The sequence below is a fragment of the Corynebacterium sp. Marseille-P3884 genome (genome assembly GCF_017942225.1).
GTDB lineage: Bacteria > Actinomycetota > Actinomycetes > Mycobacteriales > Mycobacteriaceae > Corynebacterium.
In genome coordinates, this window is record NZ_JAGKSD010000010.1 from 69,580 (window position 1) to 86,712 (window position 17,133).

The following is a 17,133-nucleotide window of genomic DNA, read 5'->3' on the forward strand; positions in this document are numbered from 1 at the left end:
GGTTCAATGTCACCGCGCGAGTACCAGCACCCGAAATCCGATGAAATCACTTTGGCCAAGGTGCTAGCTGCCTTGAGCGACCCCACTCGGCTAGAGATGATCCATCGGCTAGCCGACGGGCAGGAACACGACAGTCGCGGGCTCGCAGACGATCTGCCTCGATCGACGCTGACCTACCACACACGCATGCTGCGTGAGGCTGGAGTGACGTGGACCCGGGGTGAGGGACGCGCGTGTCTGATCCGATTGCGGCGCGACGATCTGGATCAGTTGTTCCCCGGTGTGCTCGCTGCTGTTATCGCCAACACAGGTTCCGAGGTGGATAAGGAATGATGAACAGGCTGTGGCCCTTCGTGTTGGGGAGCGTCGCGCTCGGCCTGGATGCCTACGTCGTCGCAGGTCTACTTCCTGCCATCGCCTCATCGCTGGGTGCACGGGAAGCTACTGTCGGACTGGGCGTTGCGGCCTTCACAGGCTCCTACGCGATCGCTGGGCCTCTGCTGGCCGGGCGAGCCGGACAGCAGTCCCGGCGTAGCCTGGTCATCGCCATACTTGTGTTCACCGTTGCGAACTTGGCTACGGCCCTGTCGCCGACAGTGTGGCTTTTCCTGGGGTCTCGAGTGGCGGCTGGCGTGGCAGCGGGCGTGTACTCACCACTGTCGTCCGCAGTTGCCGCAGAGCTCGTGGGGCAACATCGTCGGGGGCGTGCACTGGCTTTGGTTCTTGCCGGCTTGGCAGTAGGTACTGTGTTCGGAGTGCCGATCGGTCTGGCCCTGGCGCAACAGTGGGGTTGGCGTGCCGCGTTCCTGTTGATCGTGGTCATCGGTGGTGCTGCACTGACCGGAATAACGCTGCGCGGCGGGGAACTGCCAACGATCGCGGCCTCTGGCGCTGCAGACCGGTTGAGGTCCATCGCCCGCCCGAAGAATCTTCTCACGGTCACGGTAACGCTACTGACCGGCTGCGCTTCTCTGGGGCTTTACACCTACCTGACCGTCGTACTGTCCGCGGGAAGCCTTGCGTCGCATCAGACCATGGCAATTTGGGTTTGGGGGCTCGGTGGAGCGGTCGGAGCGTTGGGCATCGGGCGTTTCGTGGACAGGTGTAATCCGCTGCGGCTTAGCGCTCTCATCCTCATTGGCCTCACCTGTGCGCTAGTCGGTATGACTCTGGGGCAGGTCCCTGGGATCGTGGTGGTCAGTCTTTTCGTCTGGGGACTGTGCGGTTGGGCTTCTCTCGCACCCCAGCAGCATGTACTGCTCCAGACGAATCCTGCTGATGGCGCTACGGCGGTGGCTGCGAATGCGTCGGCGAACTATTTGGGCTCGGCGCTGGGTGCGGTCATTGGCTCACTGTTGGTCGCTGCGCATGCGACGCCGGCGATGCTGTGTGGTTCCGCGGCGGCACTTGCAGCGGTCGCACTGCTCTGCCAGCTTGCTCGGCAGCGCATGGATTCCGAGTCGTAGACGTGCATCCCAACGTCGCATTCAGCTAACGCCACCAGCCCCACACGGTCTACGGGAGCCAAGTTCCCTTCTCGCGTTTCACCAACGTGCCCCGTCAGCAGAGCTAGAGCAACTCGACCAAGAAGGACAGCTCGTCCGGGTGGTAGAACGCCAGGTAGTTGTCCTGAGCGTCGCCCACGGCGAGTTCGGCATCATGGTCGCCGAGATCGGCGGCGTCGATAAGCTCAGTGGCTTTTTTGGTGGCTTCTTCGGCAGCGGCGATGTCGACATGGATTGCGGCGACATCCTCGCGGTTGATGGCCTCGGACAGTTTGACCACGGACTCACCCATATCGGGCTGCGGGACGGCCTCGACGTCGGCGGAGATGACCACGCGGCGGTGCGGGAAATCCGGCTCGTCGCCGATGGCGAGCAGGCGCAGGGAGGCCAGCGCGGCATCGTCGAATGCGACGGCCTCGATCTCTTCCTCGTCGCCGGAGGTGAAGAACTCGACCAGCGCGGGTGTGGCGGCGAAACCCCAGCCGCTACGGGCATGAATGGTGCCCTCAGCGTCGAGCTCCTTGAGCATCGCGAAGGTGGCGGGAATGTAGACGCGCACTAGAACTCGCCCTCGATGCCGTAGAGGGACTGAATTTCCACCACAGTGCGGTCGAATGCGGTGTGCAAGATGCCGATGAGGCCCGCTTCCACAGCGCCACGGACGTTGAGGATGTCGTCGTCGATCATCGTGCAATCCTCCAACGGCATGCCGATTGCATCGGCGGCAGCCTGAAATGCGGCCTTTTCCGGCTTTTCCGCGCCGACCTCGCCGGAGAGGATCACAGCGTCGACGTGGCCGCGGAACTCCCATTCGCGGATGGCGTCCGCCTCCGGGCCGCCCGGGTCATTGGACAGGATAGCGGTGCTGATCTCGTTGGCCTTGAGCTCTGCTAGCAGCGTCTGCCAGCGCTTCACGTCCTCGCCGTCCACGTCGAGCACGCCGGCATAATCGATAATCAAACCCTGCATCAACGACCTCGTTTCCTCGCTTTGTTCTTCATTGTCTACTTCAGTAGACATCACACGGCCGGTTTTCAAAGACAACCGGTCCGGATTCCGGCACAATACTACCTAGCCCACGCCGCGTCTGCCCCTGGGGTGAAGCGCCGCGGAACACTGAATTTTCAAAGATCTGTTCTCGCTGGCGCACGCACACACACTAGGAGGCTAGATAGATGTATTACCCCGTTCCCGGTCTCACGCACATGAAAGTGCTGCTGCCTGCACCAGGCAGACGCGCAGCACCGCCGCCTGTATCCGGCAAAGCCGGCGCAATGGCCGGCGAGTCACCGACATTCTCACCGCTCATCCGGGTCGCGCTCGATGCGGCCTTTGGTATTCGGGACCTCAAAGCGCTGCAAGCACGCACCTTCGCGCCGATGGTGCGGACGTATGTCCGGGCGCGCCGCATCGGCGGACTGCCGCCCGGGGTGGTCAAAGTATCCACGAGCCGGCGGCGCGGCCAGGAATTCTACGGGACAGCCGAAGCCGCAGGCGCGCGCTACGCCTGGGTAGCGCGCGTCAACGCCGGACGCCTCGTGTCCTTCCGAGTGCTGTGATGGCGCCGCCTAGGCCTGCTCGGTCGTCGGCTGCTGCTCCTGCTGCTCGAACTGCTTGCGCAGCATGAACAGCTGGCGGACGGTCTCTTCCTTCACGCCGTCGTTCATGGCGTTGAACATGTCGCCGCCCTCCTTCTGGTACTCGACCAAAGGATCGCGCTGGGCCATCGCGCGCAGGCCGATGCCCTCCTTGAGGTAATCCATCTCGTAGAGGTGCTCGCGCCACTTGGTGTCGATGATCGGCAGGATCACCATGCGCTCCACATTGCGCATCTGGTCTTCGCCGCCGATGGAGATGACATTGTCCTCGAGCTTGTCGTAGGACTCGTGTGCATCATCGAGCACTGCCTGACGCAGCTGGGAAGAGGTGAGCTCGCCGGGCGAGCCGTACTCAGAGCCGTCGATAAGCTCCTGCGGTGTGACCGTCGGGCCGTACAGCGAATCGAGCGCATTCCACAGCTCGTCCAAGTCCCAGTCCTCGACGTAGCCGTCGTACGTGGCACCGTCGACGTACGCGCCGATGGTGTCATCGATCATGCTGCGGATCTGGTCCTTGATGTCCTTCGACTCGAGGATCTCCAGGCGCTCGCGGTAGACGACCTTGCGCTGCTCGTTGAGCACCTCGTCGTACTTGAGGACGTTCTTACGGGTCTCGAAGTTCTGGTTCTCCACCTGGGACTGCGCGCCCTTGATGGAGCGGGAGACCATGCCAGCCTCGATCGGCACATCGTCCGGGACGTTGAGGCGGTTCATCATGTTCTCCATGGACGCGCCAACGAAGCGGACCATCAGGTCGTCGCGCATGGAGAGGTAGAAGCGGGTCTCGCCCGGGTCGCCCTGACGGCCAGAACGGCCGCGGAGCTGGTTGTCGATGCGGCGGGACTCGTGGCGCTCAGTACCGATGACGTACAGGCCGCCGGCCTCACGCACCTCGTCGCCAAGCTGCTTGGAGCGCTCCTTCGCCGCCGGAAGCTGCTCGTCCCACGCGTCCTGGTACGCCTCTTCGTCCTCGAACGGGTCGAGGCCCTGCTCCTTGAGCTTGGCATCTAGCAAGACTTCCGGGTTGCCGCCCAGCACGATATCGGTACCGCGGCCAGCCATGTTGGTGGACACCGTGACATTGCCGGGCAAACCCGCCTCGGCGATGATGCGGCCCTCTTCCTCGTGGTGCTTCGCGTTGAGGACGTTGTGCTTGATGCCCTTGCGTGCCAGCAGCTGGGAGAGGTACTCGGAACGCTCGACGGACGTGGTGCCCACGAGGACCGGCTGGCCGTTCTCCACGTGCTCGGCGATGTCCTCTGCGACGGCAGCGAACTTCGCTTCCTGCGTCTTGTAGATCAGGTCATCCTTGTCCTGGCGGATATTCGGCTTATTCGGCGGAATAGCCACGACACCGAGCTTGTAGATCTGGTTGAGCTCCGCTGCCTCAGTCTCGGCGGTACCGGTCATGCCAGCGAGCTTGTCGTAGAGACGGAAGTAGTTCTGCAGCGTGACCGTGGCTAGGGTCTGGTTCTCGTTCTTGATCTCCACGCCCTCTTTGGCCTCGATGGCCTGGTGCATGCCCTCGTTGTAGCGGCGGCCCGGCAGGATACGGCCGGTGAACGAGTCGACGATGAGGACCTCGCCCTTGCGGATGATGTAGTCCTTGTCGCGCTCGAAGAGCTCCTTGGCCTTCAGCGCGTTATTGAGGTAGCTGACCAGCTGGGAGTTCTCCGGTGCGTAGAGGTTGTCGATGCCGAGCTGGTCCTCGACGAACTCAACGCCTTCCTCGGAAACGCCGACGGTACGCTTACGCTGGTCCACTTCGTAGTGGATGCCCTCGCGCATGCGGGGCGCCAACTGGGAGAAGACGGTGTAGAACTGGCTCGAACCGTCGACCGGTCCGGAAATGATCAGCGGGGTACGCGCTTCGTCGATAAGAATCGAGTCGACCTCGTCCACGATGGCGAAGTTGTGGCCGCGCTGGACCATGTCATCCACCGACTTGGTCATGTTGTCGCGCAGGTAATCGAAGCCGAGCTCGTTATTGGTGCCGTAGGTGATGTCAGCGGCATAGGCCTGCTTGCGTTCCGGCGGGCGCATCTCAGACAGGATCACGCCGACCTCGAGACCTAAGAAGCGGTGGACACGGCCCATCATCTCCGCGTCGCGCTTGGCCAGGTAGTCGTTGACGGTGACGATGTGGACGCCCTTGCCCTCCAGGCCGTTGAGGTACGCCGGGAGCACGGAGGTCAGGGTCTTGCCCTCACCGGTCTTCATCTCGGCGACGGAGCCGAAGTGCAAAGCGGCACCGCCCATGACCTGAACCTTGTAGTGCTTCTGGCCAAGCACGCGCCACGACGCCTCACGCGCGGTAGCGAATGCGTCGAGCAGGATGTCATCCATGGACTTGCCGTCCGCAAGCGCTTCCTTGAACTCCTCGGTCTTAGCCTTGAGCTCTTCGTCGGTCAACGCGGCGTAATCGTCCTCCAGAGCGAGAACGTCGTCCGCGATCTTGGAAAGGCGCTTTACTGTGCGGCCTTCGCCGGCGCGCAGCAGCTTGGACAGTCCGAACACGTTGTGCTTCCTTTTTCGGTTGGATACATCGGGCGTAAGCGAGAGCTAGGGCGCTTAGTCAACGCAACAACTCTGCTCGTTATTCAAACCGCCATTGTACGCACGCGCATGTTTGCAACCACTTTCAGGCGTGCAGTTGTCCTGGCAGAAAGCTGTGAAAACGCTGCTGCCCGCTCCCCCAGCACTTGGTGCGGGGAAACGGGCAAGCGGTCAGCGGGGCTGGGACTAGTTGTCCGCGCCCTCCTCAGGCACGAGGGTGATCAAGCCGTAGTCGTACGCGTGGCGGCGGTACACCACGGACGGGCGAGAGGTCTCCTCATTGATGAACAAGTAGAAGTCGTGGCCCACCAGCTCCATCTCGGACAGCGCGGCATCCACGCTCATCGGGGTGGCCGGGTGCTCCTTGGTGCGCACGACCTGGCCCGGCAGCTGATCCTCGATCTGCGCTGCGTACGGGTCGGCGGGCTGCTCCTGGTTCTCCTTGGCGCGTGCCTGCTCTGCCTCTGCGGCGAGCTCGGCTGCGATCTCGCCGGTGGACTTCGGCTTGCGGTGGCCGCCCATGGAGATCTCGCGGCGGACCTTCACCTTGCGCAGGGAGCGCTCCATCTTGCCGATCGCGGATTCGAGTGCAGCGTAGAAGCTGTCTTCCTTGGCCTCGGCGCGGGCAAGGTGGCCCTTGCCCGTCGCGGTGATCTGGATACGGTTGGCCTGCGCTTCACGGCGCGGGTTCGGCTCGTGCTGCAGCTCAACGTGGAAGAAGGTCAACGTCGGATCGAGCTTTTCGATCTTGGCCAGCTTGCCATTCACGCGCTCCTGGAAGTGCTCCGGAACTTCGACGTTGCGGCCCGTGATGGTCACCTGTGCGGCGGGGCTCAGGGCTTCGTTCTTGTTCTCGTTTGCAGAGGTCATCTGCTTTCCTCCTTCTAGTCGGACACGTCGAACGCGATCGCTCGCTCTACTTAGAATTATACCTACCGCCATCGCACGGTTTACATGAGTTCACATGTTTGTAACGCGGAAATCAGGCGGCTGCCAGAACGACGCACCCACGCACATCCGCGCCGTGGGCGAGCAGTATCTCGACACTCGCTTGCAGCGTCGCCCCCGTGGTCACCACATCGTCCACCACGACCAGGGGCCCGGATGGGACAGAGTCGAGGAAGACATTGCCCTGCAGGTTCCGCCGGCGCCCGGCTTCACTGAGCGCGCCCTGGTCGGGGGTGTCCTCCGCCAGGCGGAGCACATTGTGCACGGTCCGGCCGCTGAAGCGGCAGACTCCGGCCACCGGGTCTCCACCGCGGTCGCGGGCCGAGGACGGCCGTGTCGGTGCGGGAACGAGCGCTGAGCACTCCGCCAACTCCCCGTTGGCTTCGAGCCGGAGCAGCATCGCACCGAGCACCGCGCCGATCTCGCGCCGTACCGCGAGATTCTTGCGCTCCTTCATCGCGAGGATCACTCCGCGGTGCGGGTCGGAATATGTGCCGAGCGCATACACCGGAACGTGAACCGGAACGCGCGGTGTGACGCGGAAAGGCGGCGATAAAAGCTGCTTCTGGCACCGCTGGCACAGCTTTTCTCCGGGAGTCCGGCATCCGGCGCACTGGCGCGGAAACAACAGGTCGAAGATCATGGCCGCGGCACAACCGGGGCGGCGCGCACGCCTTGCTGGCCGGGAACCTCACGCCAGTTCAACGAATCTTTCGTGGGTAGCGGCATGTGCATGAGAACCTTCGAGTCGGTGATGTACATCATCTCCGCGGTAGCGCCGACGGCGACGACAGGACCGCCGACATTGCCGGACGGCAGCGCGGTGAGCGAAGAGCCGTCCTGCTCGACACGCACCACGGGGCGCTGGTTGGAGGACGTGCCCACCAGAAGCGAACCGTCCGGCTGCCAATCCACGCTGACAGCGGAGCCGTCGAGCTCCACCTCGGCGTATTTGGCGGTGTTGACTACGGCACGCTGACCGTTGTCGCGGCGCTCCACCACACCGATGATGAGGTGGCCGTCGACGATCATGGCCACCCGGGAGCCACTGCCAGACAAGCGCAGGTAGGTGATTTCACCGTCCACATTCTCGGGCAATTCCACCTGCACGCTGTTCACGCTCACCTCGCCGGTGGCGGTGGAGCGTTCAGCGCGGATCACGCCCTTGCCGTCGGCCACCGCCCAGGCGGCATTGTGGTCGGGCTCCAAACTCGGGCGGGTGAAGCTGCCGGCGCGCTGCACTTCTTTGTTGGTGCCGTCGACGTCGCCAGCCACGAGGGCTTGCTCGTCGTCGCTGACGTTGATCACGGCGGCGAAATTGCCCTCGTCGCCGATGTCCACCGACGACACGCTACCGAGCTTGTTGAGCGATTCGACGGGCTCCACCTCCGGCTCTGCTTCCTCAGAGACGGTGTCCACGCTGCTCACCCGCCCATCGCTCAGGGTGTACAGGGCAGGCCCGCCCTCGAGCTGCTTGATCGGGTTGAGGTCCCGGAACTGATCGGTGGACAGCTCCGTGGTCTCCCCCACCACCGGCACGCCATTGAGGGTGACCGGGTACGGGCCGGGCACACCGGCGGCAGCGAGCGTCCACACCACTTGGGCAGCGAAGCGGGCGCGGGTCTTTTCTTCCGCATCGGCCAGACCGGTGAAGCGGTACACGCCGTCGGTGGAGCCGGTGTAGGCGACATCGTCTGCCACGGCGGTAGACACAGCCGGGGCGATCACGGAGGAGGGGCCGCCGACGAGCAGGTTGAGCAACGCGTCCTCTTTCGACGCAGCACCGGCGTAGACCCAGCGACGGTCCGGGGTGAGCCCCTGGTCGGTCGAGTCGTAGAAGTAGACGTTCCGGGGCTCGTAGTGGTTGCGCAATTCAATGCGGTCCACCACCACGTCGTTGGGCAGGCCCGCAATGCGCCACTGGCCGTCCTCTTGCGCCAGTTCCATCGTGGCTTCGTATAGCTGGTTATCCGGGCGGAACACTCCACCGGGGCTAAGCCTGCCCACGATGCGTCCTTCCACCACATACGACCTCTTGGACTGGTCGGTCATGGGCCGGGAGGTGAGCTCGAAGGTGTCCAGGATGAGCGTTTCCTCGTGCGGCTCCCACGCCTGCCCCATCGGCCCGGTGAGGTAGCGGCGCGCCGCCTCGTACTGTCCGGACGGGTTGGCGGAGGCCGCGAAGAATTCGCGCAGCAAGAGGTCCGGTTCGGCATCCGGGGTCGGCTCCATGTCCAACTGCGGGTCCGGCCGCCCTTCGAAGGCGTGGAGAACGTGCGGCTCTGTACTCGTGGGCAGAGTCGCACAGCCCGCGACCGTGAACAGCGTTGCTGCCGAGCAGACGCCGAGTGCTCCTCGGACCCACCCAGTCTTCTTCGTCACCTGTGCGCGCATCACTGCTCACGCTCCTCGGCCGACTCGGCGGAGTCTTTGGGGGCGGCGAAATCGGACGCGTCCATCGACGTCGACGCCTCCGGCCGAGACGTGCCAGAAGGCAGGGCAGGCAGGTCGCGCTGGGTGCGCACGAGCTCAGGCGCTTCCTCTTCCTCGGGCGCGCCGGGAGCACGCAGCTCGAGCGGCGCCTGTGTGTAACCGGCCTCCGGGTCACGCGGCAGCACGAGACGGAACTGGGAGCCGACACCGGCGGTGCCGGCTGCATCGAGGATGCCGTGATGAAGTTGCGCGTCCTCGCGGGCGATGGCCAGGCCCAGGCCGGTGCCGCCGGAGTGGCGTTTGCGAGAGGAATCGGCGCGCCAGAAGCGGTTGAACACCAGCTCCTCCTGCCCCGGTTTAAGACCCACGCCGCCGTCGGTGACGGTGATGGCCACGGCTTCGTCGTTGGCGGCCAGTTCGAGGCACACCGGGTTGCCCTCGGAGTGGTCGATGGCGTTGGCCAAAAGGTTGCGCACGATGCGCTCGATGCGGCGGGCATCGCCGACCATGTGCACGGGCTCGTCGGGCACGTCGAATTCGACGGCCACATCGAGTTCCTCGGCCAGCACAGAGGTCTGGGCCCAAGCGGATTCGATCGGCGAGCGCGCGTCCATTTTGGCGGCGGACAGGTCGGCCACGCCGGCGTCGTGACGCGAAATCTCCAGCAGGTCTGCGAGCAGCGCTTCGAAGCGGTCGAGCTCGCGGATCATGAGCTGGGAGGCGCGCTGGGTGTGCGGTTCGAGATTCTCCTCGTCTCCGGCGATCATGTCGGCGGCCATGCGCACTGTGGTCAGAGGTGTGCGCAGCTCGTGTGAGACATCCGAGGTGAACTGACGTTGCAGGTCGCCGTATTCCTCCAGCTGCGTGATCTTGCTGGACAGGTTGTCGGCCATGTCGTTGAAGGACAGCGCGAGGCGCGCCATCTCGTCCTCGCCTTCGACGGCCATGCGTTCACGCAGGTGCCCACCGGCGAGCCGCTCGGCAATGCGCGATGCGGAGCGCACGGGGGCGACGAGCTGTTGCGATGACAGCCACGCGATGCCCACGAGCAGCACCACGACGACGATGCCGGCGGAGGTGAGCAGGCCGCGCATGAGCGCGAGCGTCTGACGCTCCGACTGCATGTCCATGACGAGGTAGAGCTGCAGCCCCGGAATATCGGAATCAGTGGGTGTGCCGATAATCAGCGCGTCGTAGATCCGCTCGCCGCTGTTGACGGGGTTGAACTGGTAGGCCACCTGACCCTGGGCGACGAAATCGGTGAGGCGCTGCGGGACCGTGAAATTCTCCGGGGAGGTGATCACCCCGTTCTTCTGCGGCACCACCAACACCGGCTCGTAGGCGCCGGTGGCGGGTTGGTCTTGTTGGGAGCTCTGCGCCAATGCCGCACGCGCGGTGTTGAGGCGCCCCTGGGTGGACGCGCCGGTGGCGGAGGTATTGCGCAGCTGCTCCTCTACCGTGCCGCGGACACGCTCGAGGTCGTTCTCCGCGTTTTCCAGTTTCAGGTCCACGAGGCGCTGCGTGACCACGGACGCGAGGGCGAGCGCGAGCACGCCCATGACGATCGCGGAGACGATGAGCACCGTGCCCACGAACCGGACCTGCAGCGAGGTCCGCCACCGTTGGGCAAGGTTTTCCCTGGCCCGTTTTAGGTTGGTAACCAGGGTCTGTTACACCCCCGGCCGTCCAGTCTTGTAGCCCACTCCGCGGACGGTGAGGACGATCTCGGGATTCTCCGGGTCGTGCTCGATCTTGGAGCGCAGGCGCTGAACGTGCACGTTGACCAGTCGGGTGTCGGAGGCGTTGCGGTAGCCCCACACGGATTCGAGGAGTTCCTCGCGGGTGTGCACCTGGTGCGGCTTGCGCGCCAGCTCGACGAGCAGGTCGAATTCGAGCGGGGTGAGGTTGATCTCGGTGTCGCCGCGGGTGACGATGTGTTGCGGAACGTCGACCGTCAGATCGCCGATCTCGAGCACTTCGCTGGGCTCGTCGGTGTTCTGGCGCAGCCGCGCACGGATGCGGGCGACGAGCTCACGCGGTTTGAACGGCTTGGTGATGTAGTCGTCCGCGCCGGATTCCAGGCCCAGCACCACGTCGACGGTGTCGGTCTTGGCCGTGAGCATGACGATCGGCACGGCGGATTCCTTGCGGATCTCCTTGCAGATATCCACGCCGCTCATGCCCGGGAGCATGAGGTCCAACAAGATCAAGTCCGGCTGGTATTCACGGAACGCGGGGATCGCCTCGAGGCCGTCGACGACGGGCTTTGCTTCAAACCCTTCAGCCTCCAGCACGATGGTCAGCATCTCGGAGATCGCGGGGTCATCGTCCACGACGAGGATCTTGTTCGTCATCTTTGACTCCTTGCTGCGTTGCGTTACCGCATACCTTAGTGCGCGGATGGGCGCGAAAGTGCGCCGATAGATTGCATGATAGGCCCCGTTTCGCTCGCGCGGAGCCACCGGCCCTCCCAGTCGTGTTCCGCCATGTCGACGTAGGCCGCGTACGTGGCGTCTTGCAGGGCGGTGTCGCGTTCGTAGCGGTCGCGGGTGCGAGAGGCATCGAGGCTTTCGCGTTTCGCGGCGCGTTCGCGCGCGGTCTCCGGCGAGGTGTCGACGAGGACGTGCAGGTCCGGCCGCGGCAGGCCGAGGCGCTCGAATTCGAGCTCGGCGACCCACGCGCGGTCGCTGGTACGCCCCGTGCGCGCCGACGTGTACGCCGCATTCGACGCGACGTAGCGGTCGAGCAGGAGCACATCCCTTATCGACGACGCCCAGCGCCGCAGTTCATCCACGACCCCATGCCGGTCAAGCGCGAACATGACGGCCATCCCGTGCGCGGAGTCGGTGAGGTCCCCCATCTTCCCGTGCAGGGCGTCGGCGGCCAGCTGAGCATGGATGGACTCGTTATAACGCGGAAACGCCATCGTGGCCGCGCTGTCGATCCCGTCGACGGTCGGGAGTTCGCGGATCAGTTTTTGAACCAGGGTGTGCTTGCCGGCGCCGTCGATTCCTTCGAGAGCAATGATCATCATGCCACCTCGCTGCTAACTGAGCTCTGCGAAGTTAGTAGCGGTAGTGCTCGGGCTTGAACGGACCAGCGACATCGACGCCGATGTACTCGGCCTGCTCCTTGGACAGCTCGGTGAGCGTGCCGCCCAGGGCTTCGACGTGAATGCGCGCGACCTTCTCGTCGAGGATCTTCGGAAGGCGGTACACCTGGTTCTCGTACTGGCCGTTGTTGGTGAACAGCTCGATCTGCGCGATGGTCTGGTCGGCGAAAGAGTTGGACATGACGAACGACGGGTGGCCAGTGGCGTTGCCCAGGTTGAGCAGGCGGCCTTCGGAGAGCACGATGATGGAATTGCCACTGGGCAGGGTGAACAGGTCCACCTGCGGCTTGATATTCATCCGGGTGACGTCCTCGCGGTGCAGCAGGGAGACCATATCGATCTCGTTGTCGAAGTGGCCGATATTGCCCAGCACAGCGTGGTCCTTCATCTTGAGCATGTCGTCGAAGGTGATGATGCCCAGGTTGCCGGTGGCGGTGATGATGATGTCGGCATCCCCGATCGCCTCGTCGACGGTGACGACCTTGAAGCCGTCCATGAGCGCCTGCAGCGCGTTGATCGGGTCGACCTCAGTGACGGACACGATCGCACCCTGGCCGTCGAGCGACTCGGCGACGCCCTTGCCCACGTCGCCGTAGCCGCACACGAGCGCCTTCTTGCCGCCGATGAGCATGTCGGTGCCGCGGTTGAGCCCGTCGATGACGGAGTGGCGGGTGCCGTAGCGGTTGTCGAATTTGGACTTGGTCACCGCGTCGTTGACGTTCATCGCCGGGAACGGCAGGGTGCCCTCGTTGGCGAAGTGGTAGAGGCGGTGGACACCGGTGGTGGTCTCCTCGGTGACACCCTGGACGCGATTCGCGGTCTCGGTCCACTTGGTGGAATCCTCCGCCAAGGTTTCGCGGAGCATGTTGAAGAAGGCGACCTGCTCGTCGGAATCGGTGTCCGCAGCGGACGGGACAGCGCCAGCATTTTCGAACTCGGCGCCCTTGATCACAGCCATGGTGGCGTCGCCACCGTCATCGAGGATCATGTTCGGGTACACGCCCTCACCCCAGGTGAAGATCTGCTTCATGCACCACCAGTACTCGTCGAGGGTCTCGCCCTTCCATGCGAAGACGGGCACGCCCTTGGGGTCCTCCGGCGTGCCGTCCTTGCCCACGACGATGGCGGCTGCGGCCGGGTCCTCGGTGGAGAAGATATTGCAGGACGCCCAACGCACCTCGGCGCCAAGGGCGGTCAGGGTCTCGATGAGCACTGCGGTCTGAGTGGTCATGTGGATCGCACCGGCGATGCGCGCGCCGGCCAGCGGCTGCTCTTCAGCGTATTCGCGACGCAGCTGCATAAGTCCCGGCATCTCGTGCTCGGCCAGGTCGATCTGCTTGCGTCCTGCCTCATGCAGGGACAGGTCGGCGACCTTGAAGTCCTGGCTGAGATCCTGGTTCATTGATTTCTCTCCTTGATAATGCAAATGCGCGTCAATGATGTGTCGTGGCCAGCTTAGGGGTTCGGCCGCAGTGCTTAGGACAGTGCCTCGATGAACTGGTCGACGTCCTGCTCGGAGTCGACGTCCTCGAGGATCGTCACCGCTGCGTCGATAAGCTTCTCGTCGAGCTCTACGGAAGACGCGCGCAGGAAAGAGTAGGTGTCTGCGGTCTCGCCGGCGCTGAACGGCGCACCCGCCCAGATCGCGGCGATGGTGGCTGCGGCCTGGCCGTTAAGGAGGTCGTCCTCGGAGGCGTTGTCCTTATCGCGGGCCAGCAGGCACGCGTCACGCACCGCTTCTACCCTTTCGTCGAAGTCCATTTCCGCTAGGTCGTCGAGAAAATCGACGTTCACGTCCTCATCGAAGATGGCCATATCCCAGGTGCTCACGCCGTGCTCCTTCCGGCTCGTCCCGTGCAGGTGATTCAACTACGTCAAGGTCCACTTCTACTGTCTCGCTGGCGGGATGTCCACCACCTTTTCGGGCTCTGCGGGAGGCAGACGCGGTATGTGCGACACGCCGGGCCAAGAATTGGGGGTGGATTCACGCACGATTAATTGGTAGCTTGTTATCGAGTTGTTATGAGCACCACGTGGCCGGGCTCACACGCAGGTCACGGGGGCCTCACGGAACACAATGAAGCACGCGTTAACGCTGAGTCATCAATAGCGATATACCAAGTACCAAGCACACCGCGCAGCCGAACGCGAAAAACACTCAGGGAGGTAAGGAGATGCCGGAGATGGAATTGACCAATCGCCGCTTCGCCATTTTCCTTACCTCTGGCCTGACGCTGGCGGTGCTCGTCGGCCTGCTGGTGTGGAAGGTCTCTGACTCGGGTGTGACCCTGAACAGCCAGGAGACGGAATTCGCTGGCCAGCCTGTCGCCGCCACGGACGCGACCGCGCAGCAGCGCACCGCGGATGAGCCCACGTCCTCCGAGATGTCATCCAGCGAGACCACTGACGGCTCCGCAAGCGCTGGCATGGACGCATCCACCGGTGCCGGCAATGGCAACGGCGGCGGCAACGTCGCGGGTCCGGTCAAGGATCCGCTGGCCCCGCCGAACGCGAATTTGAACGGCAACCGCGGCGAATCCGCTGAGCCGTCCTACTACCGTCCGACGAATGCCGCGCCGGCACCTGCCCCGGCTCAGCCGCAGCAGCAACAGCCGCAGCCGCAACAGCAGCAGAGCGTCCGCACATCCGCCCCGGCGCCGCAGCGCGCACCGGATAGCGCTGACCCGTCCACCCCGCAGGGCGAGGCACCGGACACGACGACGCCGTCGGGCTCCACGACCGTGGTGCCGAATGAACCGTCCGAGCCTAAGCGTCCGTCCGAGCCTGCGGAGCCCGGGGTCCAGGAAGGTGCGCACCCGCCGGCGGTTGATGCGGAACTGCAGTCCGGCAACGACACGATCGAGATTGCCCCATCGGATGCGAGGGCCGCTGCCGAAGCACTGGGTGTCGCTCCCGCTGCCGATGAGAAGCAGGACGCGCCGAAGAAGCGCCCGGAAGACCCGTTCTCCGCATCCACGCGCGTGCAGCAGGCCCCGGCTCCCGAGGATGCCAAGGACGAGGTCCCGGAAACGGCGGAAGGCGCTGCACTGCCCCCGAAGTCGGACGCGCAGGCGAATTCCGCGGAGACCAACTCCGCAGAAAAATAGCTAGAACGAGCTACTTCCCTACCCGCGCGTAGAACACTTCCGCGCGGTCAGAACCGTCACGAGCGCTCACGCGCACATCCGGGTCGCAAGCGGGAATCCACGCGGCGGTGCCCGGGGTCAATTCGAGCGGGCCGCAATCGACCGCACCGTCGGTGCACAGAACGATCGCCGGACCAGCGGAGGCCGCATCGAAGCCGGCACCGTCAGCGAGCTCGTAGCGGGTGAGGTGGAAATCCCGCACGGGCACATCGAAAGCACACGCGCCGTCGATCGCATCAGCGTGCACGCGCGGGTTCACCAGCGTGGAAAAGTCGGTGATGCGCACCAGTTCCGGCACGTCCACGTGCTTGGTGGTCAGCCCGCCGCGGAGCACATTATCCGAGTTCGCCATGATCTCCACGGCCATGCCCGACAGGTAGGCATGCAGCCGCCCAGCACCGAGGTACATCGCCTCACCGGGGGCGAGCTCAACGAAATTGAGCAGCAGCGATGCCAGCACACCGACATCGCCCGGGTGTGCCTCGTCCAGTTCGACGAAGCAGCGCGCAGCTTCGCGCATCCAGTCCGGCGTGCCGGAAAACGCACGCTTATCGACGCATCCCCGTACCCCGTCAATCACCTCCACCCGCTTGGCGCGCGGTAGTGAGATCCACGTGGTGAACAGTGCCCGGAGGCCCTCTTCCTCGTTTTCCGATTGGAGCATGGCCGAATAGCGGCTGAGCCCCGGGCAGTCGAGGTAGTCGAAGAATTCGAGCGTCTGCTTCGCCGGGCGCAGCCCCGCGAGCGCGCGGAAGGGCGTGAGCGCGACGAGCAGCTCGGGCTTGTGGTTCGGGTCTTTGTAATTCCGCTCCGGCGCATCCAGCGCGATCCCGGCGGTGTTCTCCGCCTCGAATCCGGCGCGGGCTTGCGCTGATGTCGGGTGCGCCTGGATGGACAGCGGGGAATCAGCCGCGAGGATCTTCAGCAAGAACGGCAGCGAGTCACCGTAGCGCCCACGGACCTCTACCCCGAGTGCGTCGGCGGGGTCATCGGCGATTACCTCGTCCAGCCCCACGCCCTCGATCGTGGCGGGTGCCGCGGAGTGCGAACCGAACCACAGCTCCGCCTCCGGTGTCGCCGACGGGGATTCATCCCCGCGCAGGTCCGCCAATAATGTTCGCGAGCCCCACGGATAGGTCTGCAGCGCTGGTGTGAGCAGCTCCACGTGTGTTCGCCTCTTCTCCTACTGCGTGTTCTGCATGTTCTGTTGGCTGTAGTTGTTTCACTCGACCTGCATTGCCGTAGCCGCGAGGCCACGCACGATGAGCCGGAGCGCCGCGGAGAACTCGTCTCCTGTAGCGGCCGCGCCGTCGGTCTCGACATATTCGGCGCGTGCCCCGAGAAGGTGCGCATCGCGCTGCGCCCAGACGATAGTCTTCACCGGAACCTGGGCGGGCGGCCCGTCAATGAGGGGGTCATAGAAGATATCGTCCGTCGCCCCGCTCGAGTTACCCGCCGACTCGGCGGAAGTCTGCTCCAACGCCCGAGCCAGGTCCTCGCGGCCGACAAAGCCGCTGGGCAGGCCATGGGCGGACCAAAGCGCGGAAATCAGCGCGGCCACCGCGGCACCGACCGGGGTGTATCCGGTGTGCAAGATCCGTGCGCCGTCGACGAATTCACGCAGCTGACGCGCGGCATTGACCGACACGTCGCGTTCCGGGGAGAGCTGGCGGAGTTCGAAGTCGATGGCGTCGGCGGGGCCGTCGATAAGCGCTTGCGTGTCCGTGAGTGCGGCACACACCGCGGCGATCGCGGCGATGGTGCGCAGCGGGGACGCGCCGTCCGCTGTCGGCGGGGCGGGCAGGCAGATCACGCCGCGCGGGATGTCCTCGACC

16 protein-coding genes and 1 pseudogene are annotated in these 17,133 nt (G+C 64.5%); 4 read left to right on the forward strand and 13 right to left on the reverse strand.

Annotated elements, in window-relative coordinates; all coding sequences use genetic code 11:
* Positions 1–6: 6 nt before the first annotated feature.
* Together J5Y21_RS07595 and J5Y21_RS07600 are read left to right on the forward strand one after the other, a co-directional pair.
* Entirely contained in the window at positions 7–333 is a 327-nt protein-coding gene (locus tag J5Y21_RS07595; RefSeq protein ID WP_210574148.1) for a helix-turn-helix domain-containing protein, read from the forward strand.
* Positions 330–1,466 (forward strand): MFS transporter, encoded by a 1,137-nt coding sequence (locus J5Y21_RS07600; protein WP_210574149.1) that lies wholly within the window; start codon positions 330–332, stop codon positions 1,464–1,466. The genes J5Y21_RS07595 and J5Y21_RS07600 overlap by 4 nt, the downstream gene beginning before the upstream one ends.
* Before the next feature lie 103 nt (positions 1,467–1,569).
* Here the strand turns inward: J5Y21_RS07600 and J5Y21_RS07605 are convergent, their stop codons facing one another.
* Positions 1,570–2,064 carry a hypothetical protein gene (locus tag J5Y21_RS07605; protein WP_210574150.1) on the reverse strand — a complete coding sequence of 165 codons (495 nt, stop codon included), beginning with the start codon at positions 2,062–2,064 and terminating at the stop codon, positions 1,570–1,572.
* Positions 2,064–2,525 carry an HAD family hydrolase gene (locus J5Y21_RS07610; RefSeq protein ID WP_349236969.1) on the reverse strand — a complete coding sequence of 154 codons (462 nt, stop codon included), beginning with the start codon at positions 2,523–2,525 and terminating at the stop codon, positions 2,064–2,066. Before J5Y21_RS07610 ends, J5Y21_RS07605 begins: the two co-directional genes overlap by 1 nt.
* Before the next feature lie 155 nt (positions 2,526–2,680).
* Between J5Y21_RS07610 and J5Y21_RS07615 the strand changes: the two genes are divergently transcribed.
* Positions 2,681–3,064 carry a hypothetical protein gene (locus J5Y21_RS07615; protein ID WP_210574151.1) on the forward strand — a complete coding sequence of 128 codons (384 nt, stop codon included), beginning with the start codon at positions 2,681–2,683 and terminating at the stop codon, positions 3,062–3,064.
* Positions 3,065–3,073: 9 nt separating this feature from the next.
* Here J5Y21_RS07615 and secA read toward each other — a convergent pair whose 3' ends face one another.
* The 9 genes from secA to J5Y21_RS07660 all read right to left on the reverse strand — a co-directional run bounded on the left by secA (position 3,074) and on the right by J5Y21_RS07660 (position 13,982).
* Entirely contained in the window at positions 3,074–5,620 is a 2,547-nt protein-coding gene (gene secA / locus J5Y21_RS07620; protein WP_210574152.1) for a preprotein translocase subunit SecA, read from the reverse strand.
* A gap of 225 nt (positions 5,621–5,845) precedes the next feature.
* Positions 5,846–6,529 carry a ribosome-associated translation inhibitor RaiA gene (gene raiA / locus J5Y21_RS07625; RefSeq protein ID WP_210574153.1) on the reverse strand — a complete coding sequence of 228 codons (684 nt, stop codon included), beginning with the start codon at positions 6,527–6,529 and terminating at the stop codon, positions 5,846–5,848.
* Between the two features lie 112 nt (positions 6,530–6,641).
* On the reverse strand, positions 6,642–7,250 hold the full coding sequence (locus J5Y21_RS07630) for a ComF family protein (protein ID WP_210574155.1): 609 nt from the start codon (positions 7,248–7,250) through the stop codon (positions 6,642–6,644).
* Positions 7,247–9,001 carry an LpqB family beta-propeller domain-containing protein gene (locus J5Y21_RS07635; RefSeq protein ID WP_210574157.1) on the reverse strand — a complete coding sequence of 585 codons (1,755 nt, stop codon included), beginning with the start codon at positions 8,999–9,001 and terminating at the stop codon, positions 7,247–7,249. The genes J5Y21_RS07630 and J5Y21_RS07635 overlap by 4 nt, the downstream gene beginning before the upstream one ends.
* A complete protein-coding gene (mtrB, locus tag J5Y21_RS07640) occupies positions 9,001–10,647 on the reverse strand; it encodes an MtrAB system histidine kinase MtrB (RefSeq protein WP_282597876.1) in 1,647 nt (548 codons plus the stop codon). The genes J5Y21_RS07635 and mtrB overlap by 1 nt, the downstream gene beginning before the upstream one ends.
* Before the next feature lie 63 nt (positions 10,648–10,710).
* Positions 10,711–11,394 (reverse strand): MtrAB system response regulator MtrA, encoded by a 684-nt coding sequence (gene mtrA / locus J5Y21_RS07645; RefSeq protein WP_210574159.1) that lies wholly within the window; start codon positions 11,392–11,394, stop codon positions 10,711–10,713.
* Positions 11,395–11,429: 35 nt separating this feature from the next.
* A complete protein-coding gene (locus tag J5Y21_RS07650; protein ID WP_210574170.1) occupies positions 11,430–12,071 on the reverse strand; it encodes a dTMP kinase in 642 nt (213 codons plus the stop codon).
* A 34-nt stretch (positions 12,072–12,105) separates the two neighbouring features.
* Positions 12,106–13,554, reverse strand: a complete 1,449-nt coding sequence (ahcY, locus tag J5Y21_RS07655) for an adenosylhomocysteinase (RefSeq protein ID WP_210574161.1) — start codon at positions 13,552–13,554, stop codon at positions 12,106–12,108.
* 74 nt (positions 13,555–13,628) lie between these two features.
* Entirely contained in the window at positions 13,629–13,982 is a 354-nt protein-coding gene (locus J5Y21_RS07660) for a DUF4259 domain-containing protein (RefSeq protein ID WP_210574162.1), read from the reverse strand.
* A gap of 353 nt (positions 13,983–14,335) precedes the next feature.
* Between J5Y21_RS07660 and J5Y21_RS07665 the strand changes: the two genes are divergently transcribed.
* Positions 14,336–15,259: a hypothetical protein gene (locus J5Y21_RS07665; protein WP_210574163.1), complete on the forward strand. Its 924-nt coding sequence runs from the start codon at positions 14,336–14,338 to the stop codon at positions 15,257–15,259.
* Between the two features lie 10 nt (positions 15,260–15,269).
* Here J5Y21_RS07665 and manA read toward each other — a convergent pair whose 3' ends face one another.
* Together manA and J5Y21_RS07675 are read right to left on the reverse strand one after the other, a co-directional pair.
* Positions 15,270–16,463: a mannose-6-phosphate isomerase, class I gene (manA, locus tag J5Y21_RS07670; protein WP_210574164.1), complete on the reverse strand. Its 1,194-nt coding sequence runs from the start codon at positions 16,461–16,463 to the stop codon at positions 15,270–15,272.
* Between the two features lie 57 nt (positions 16,464–16,520).
* Positions 16,521–17,133 (reverse strand): annotated as a pseudogene (locus J5Y21_RS07675) (hypothetical protein); the annotation flags it as partial.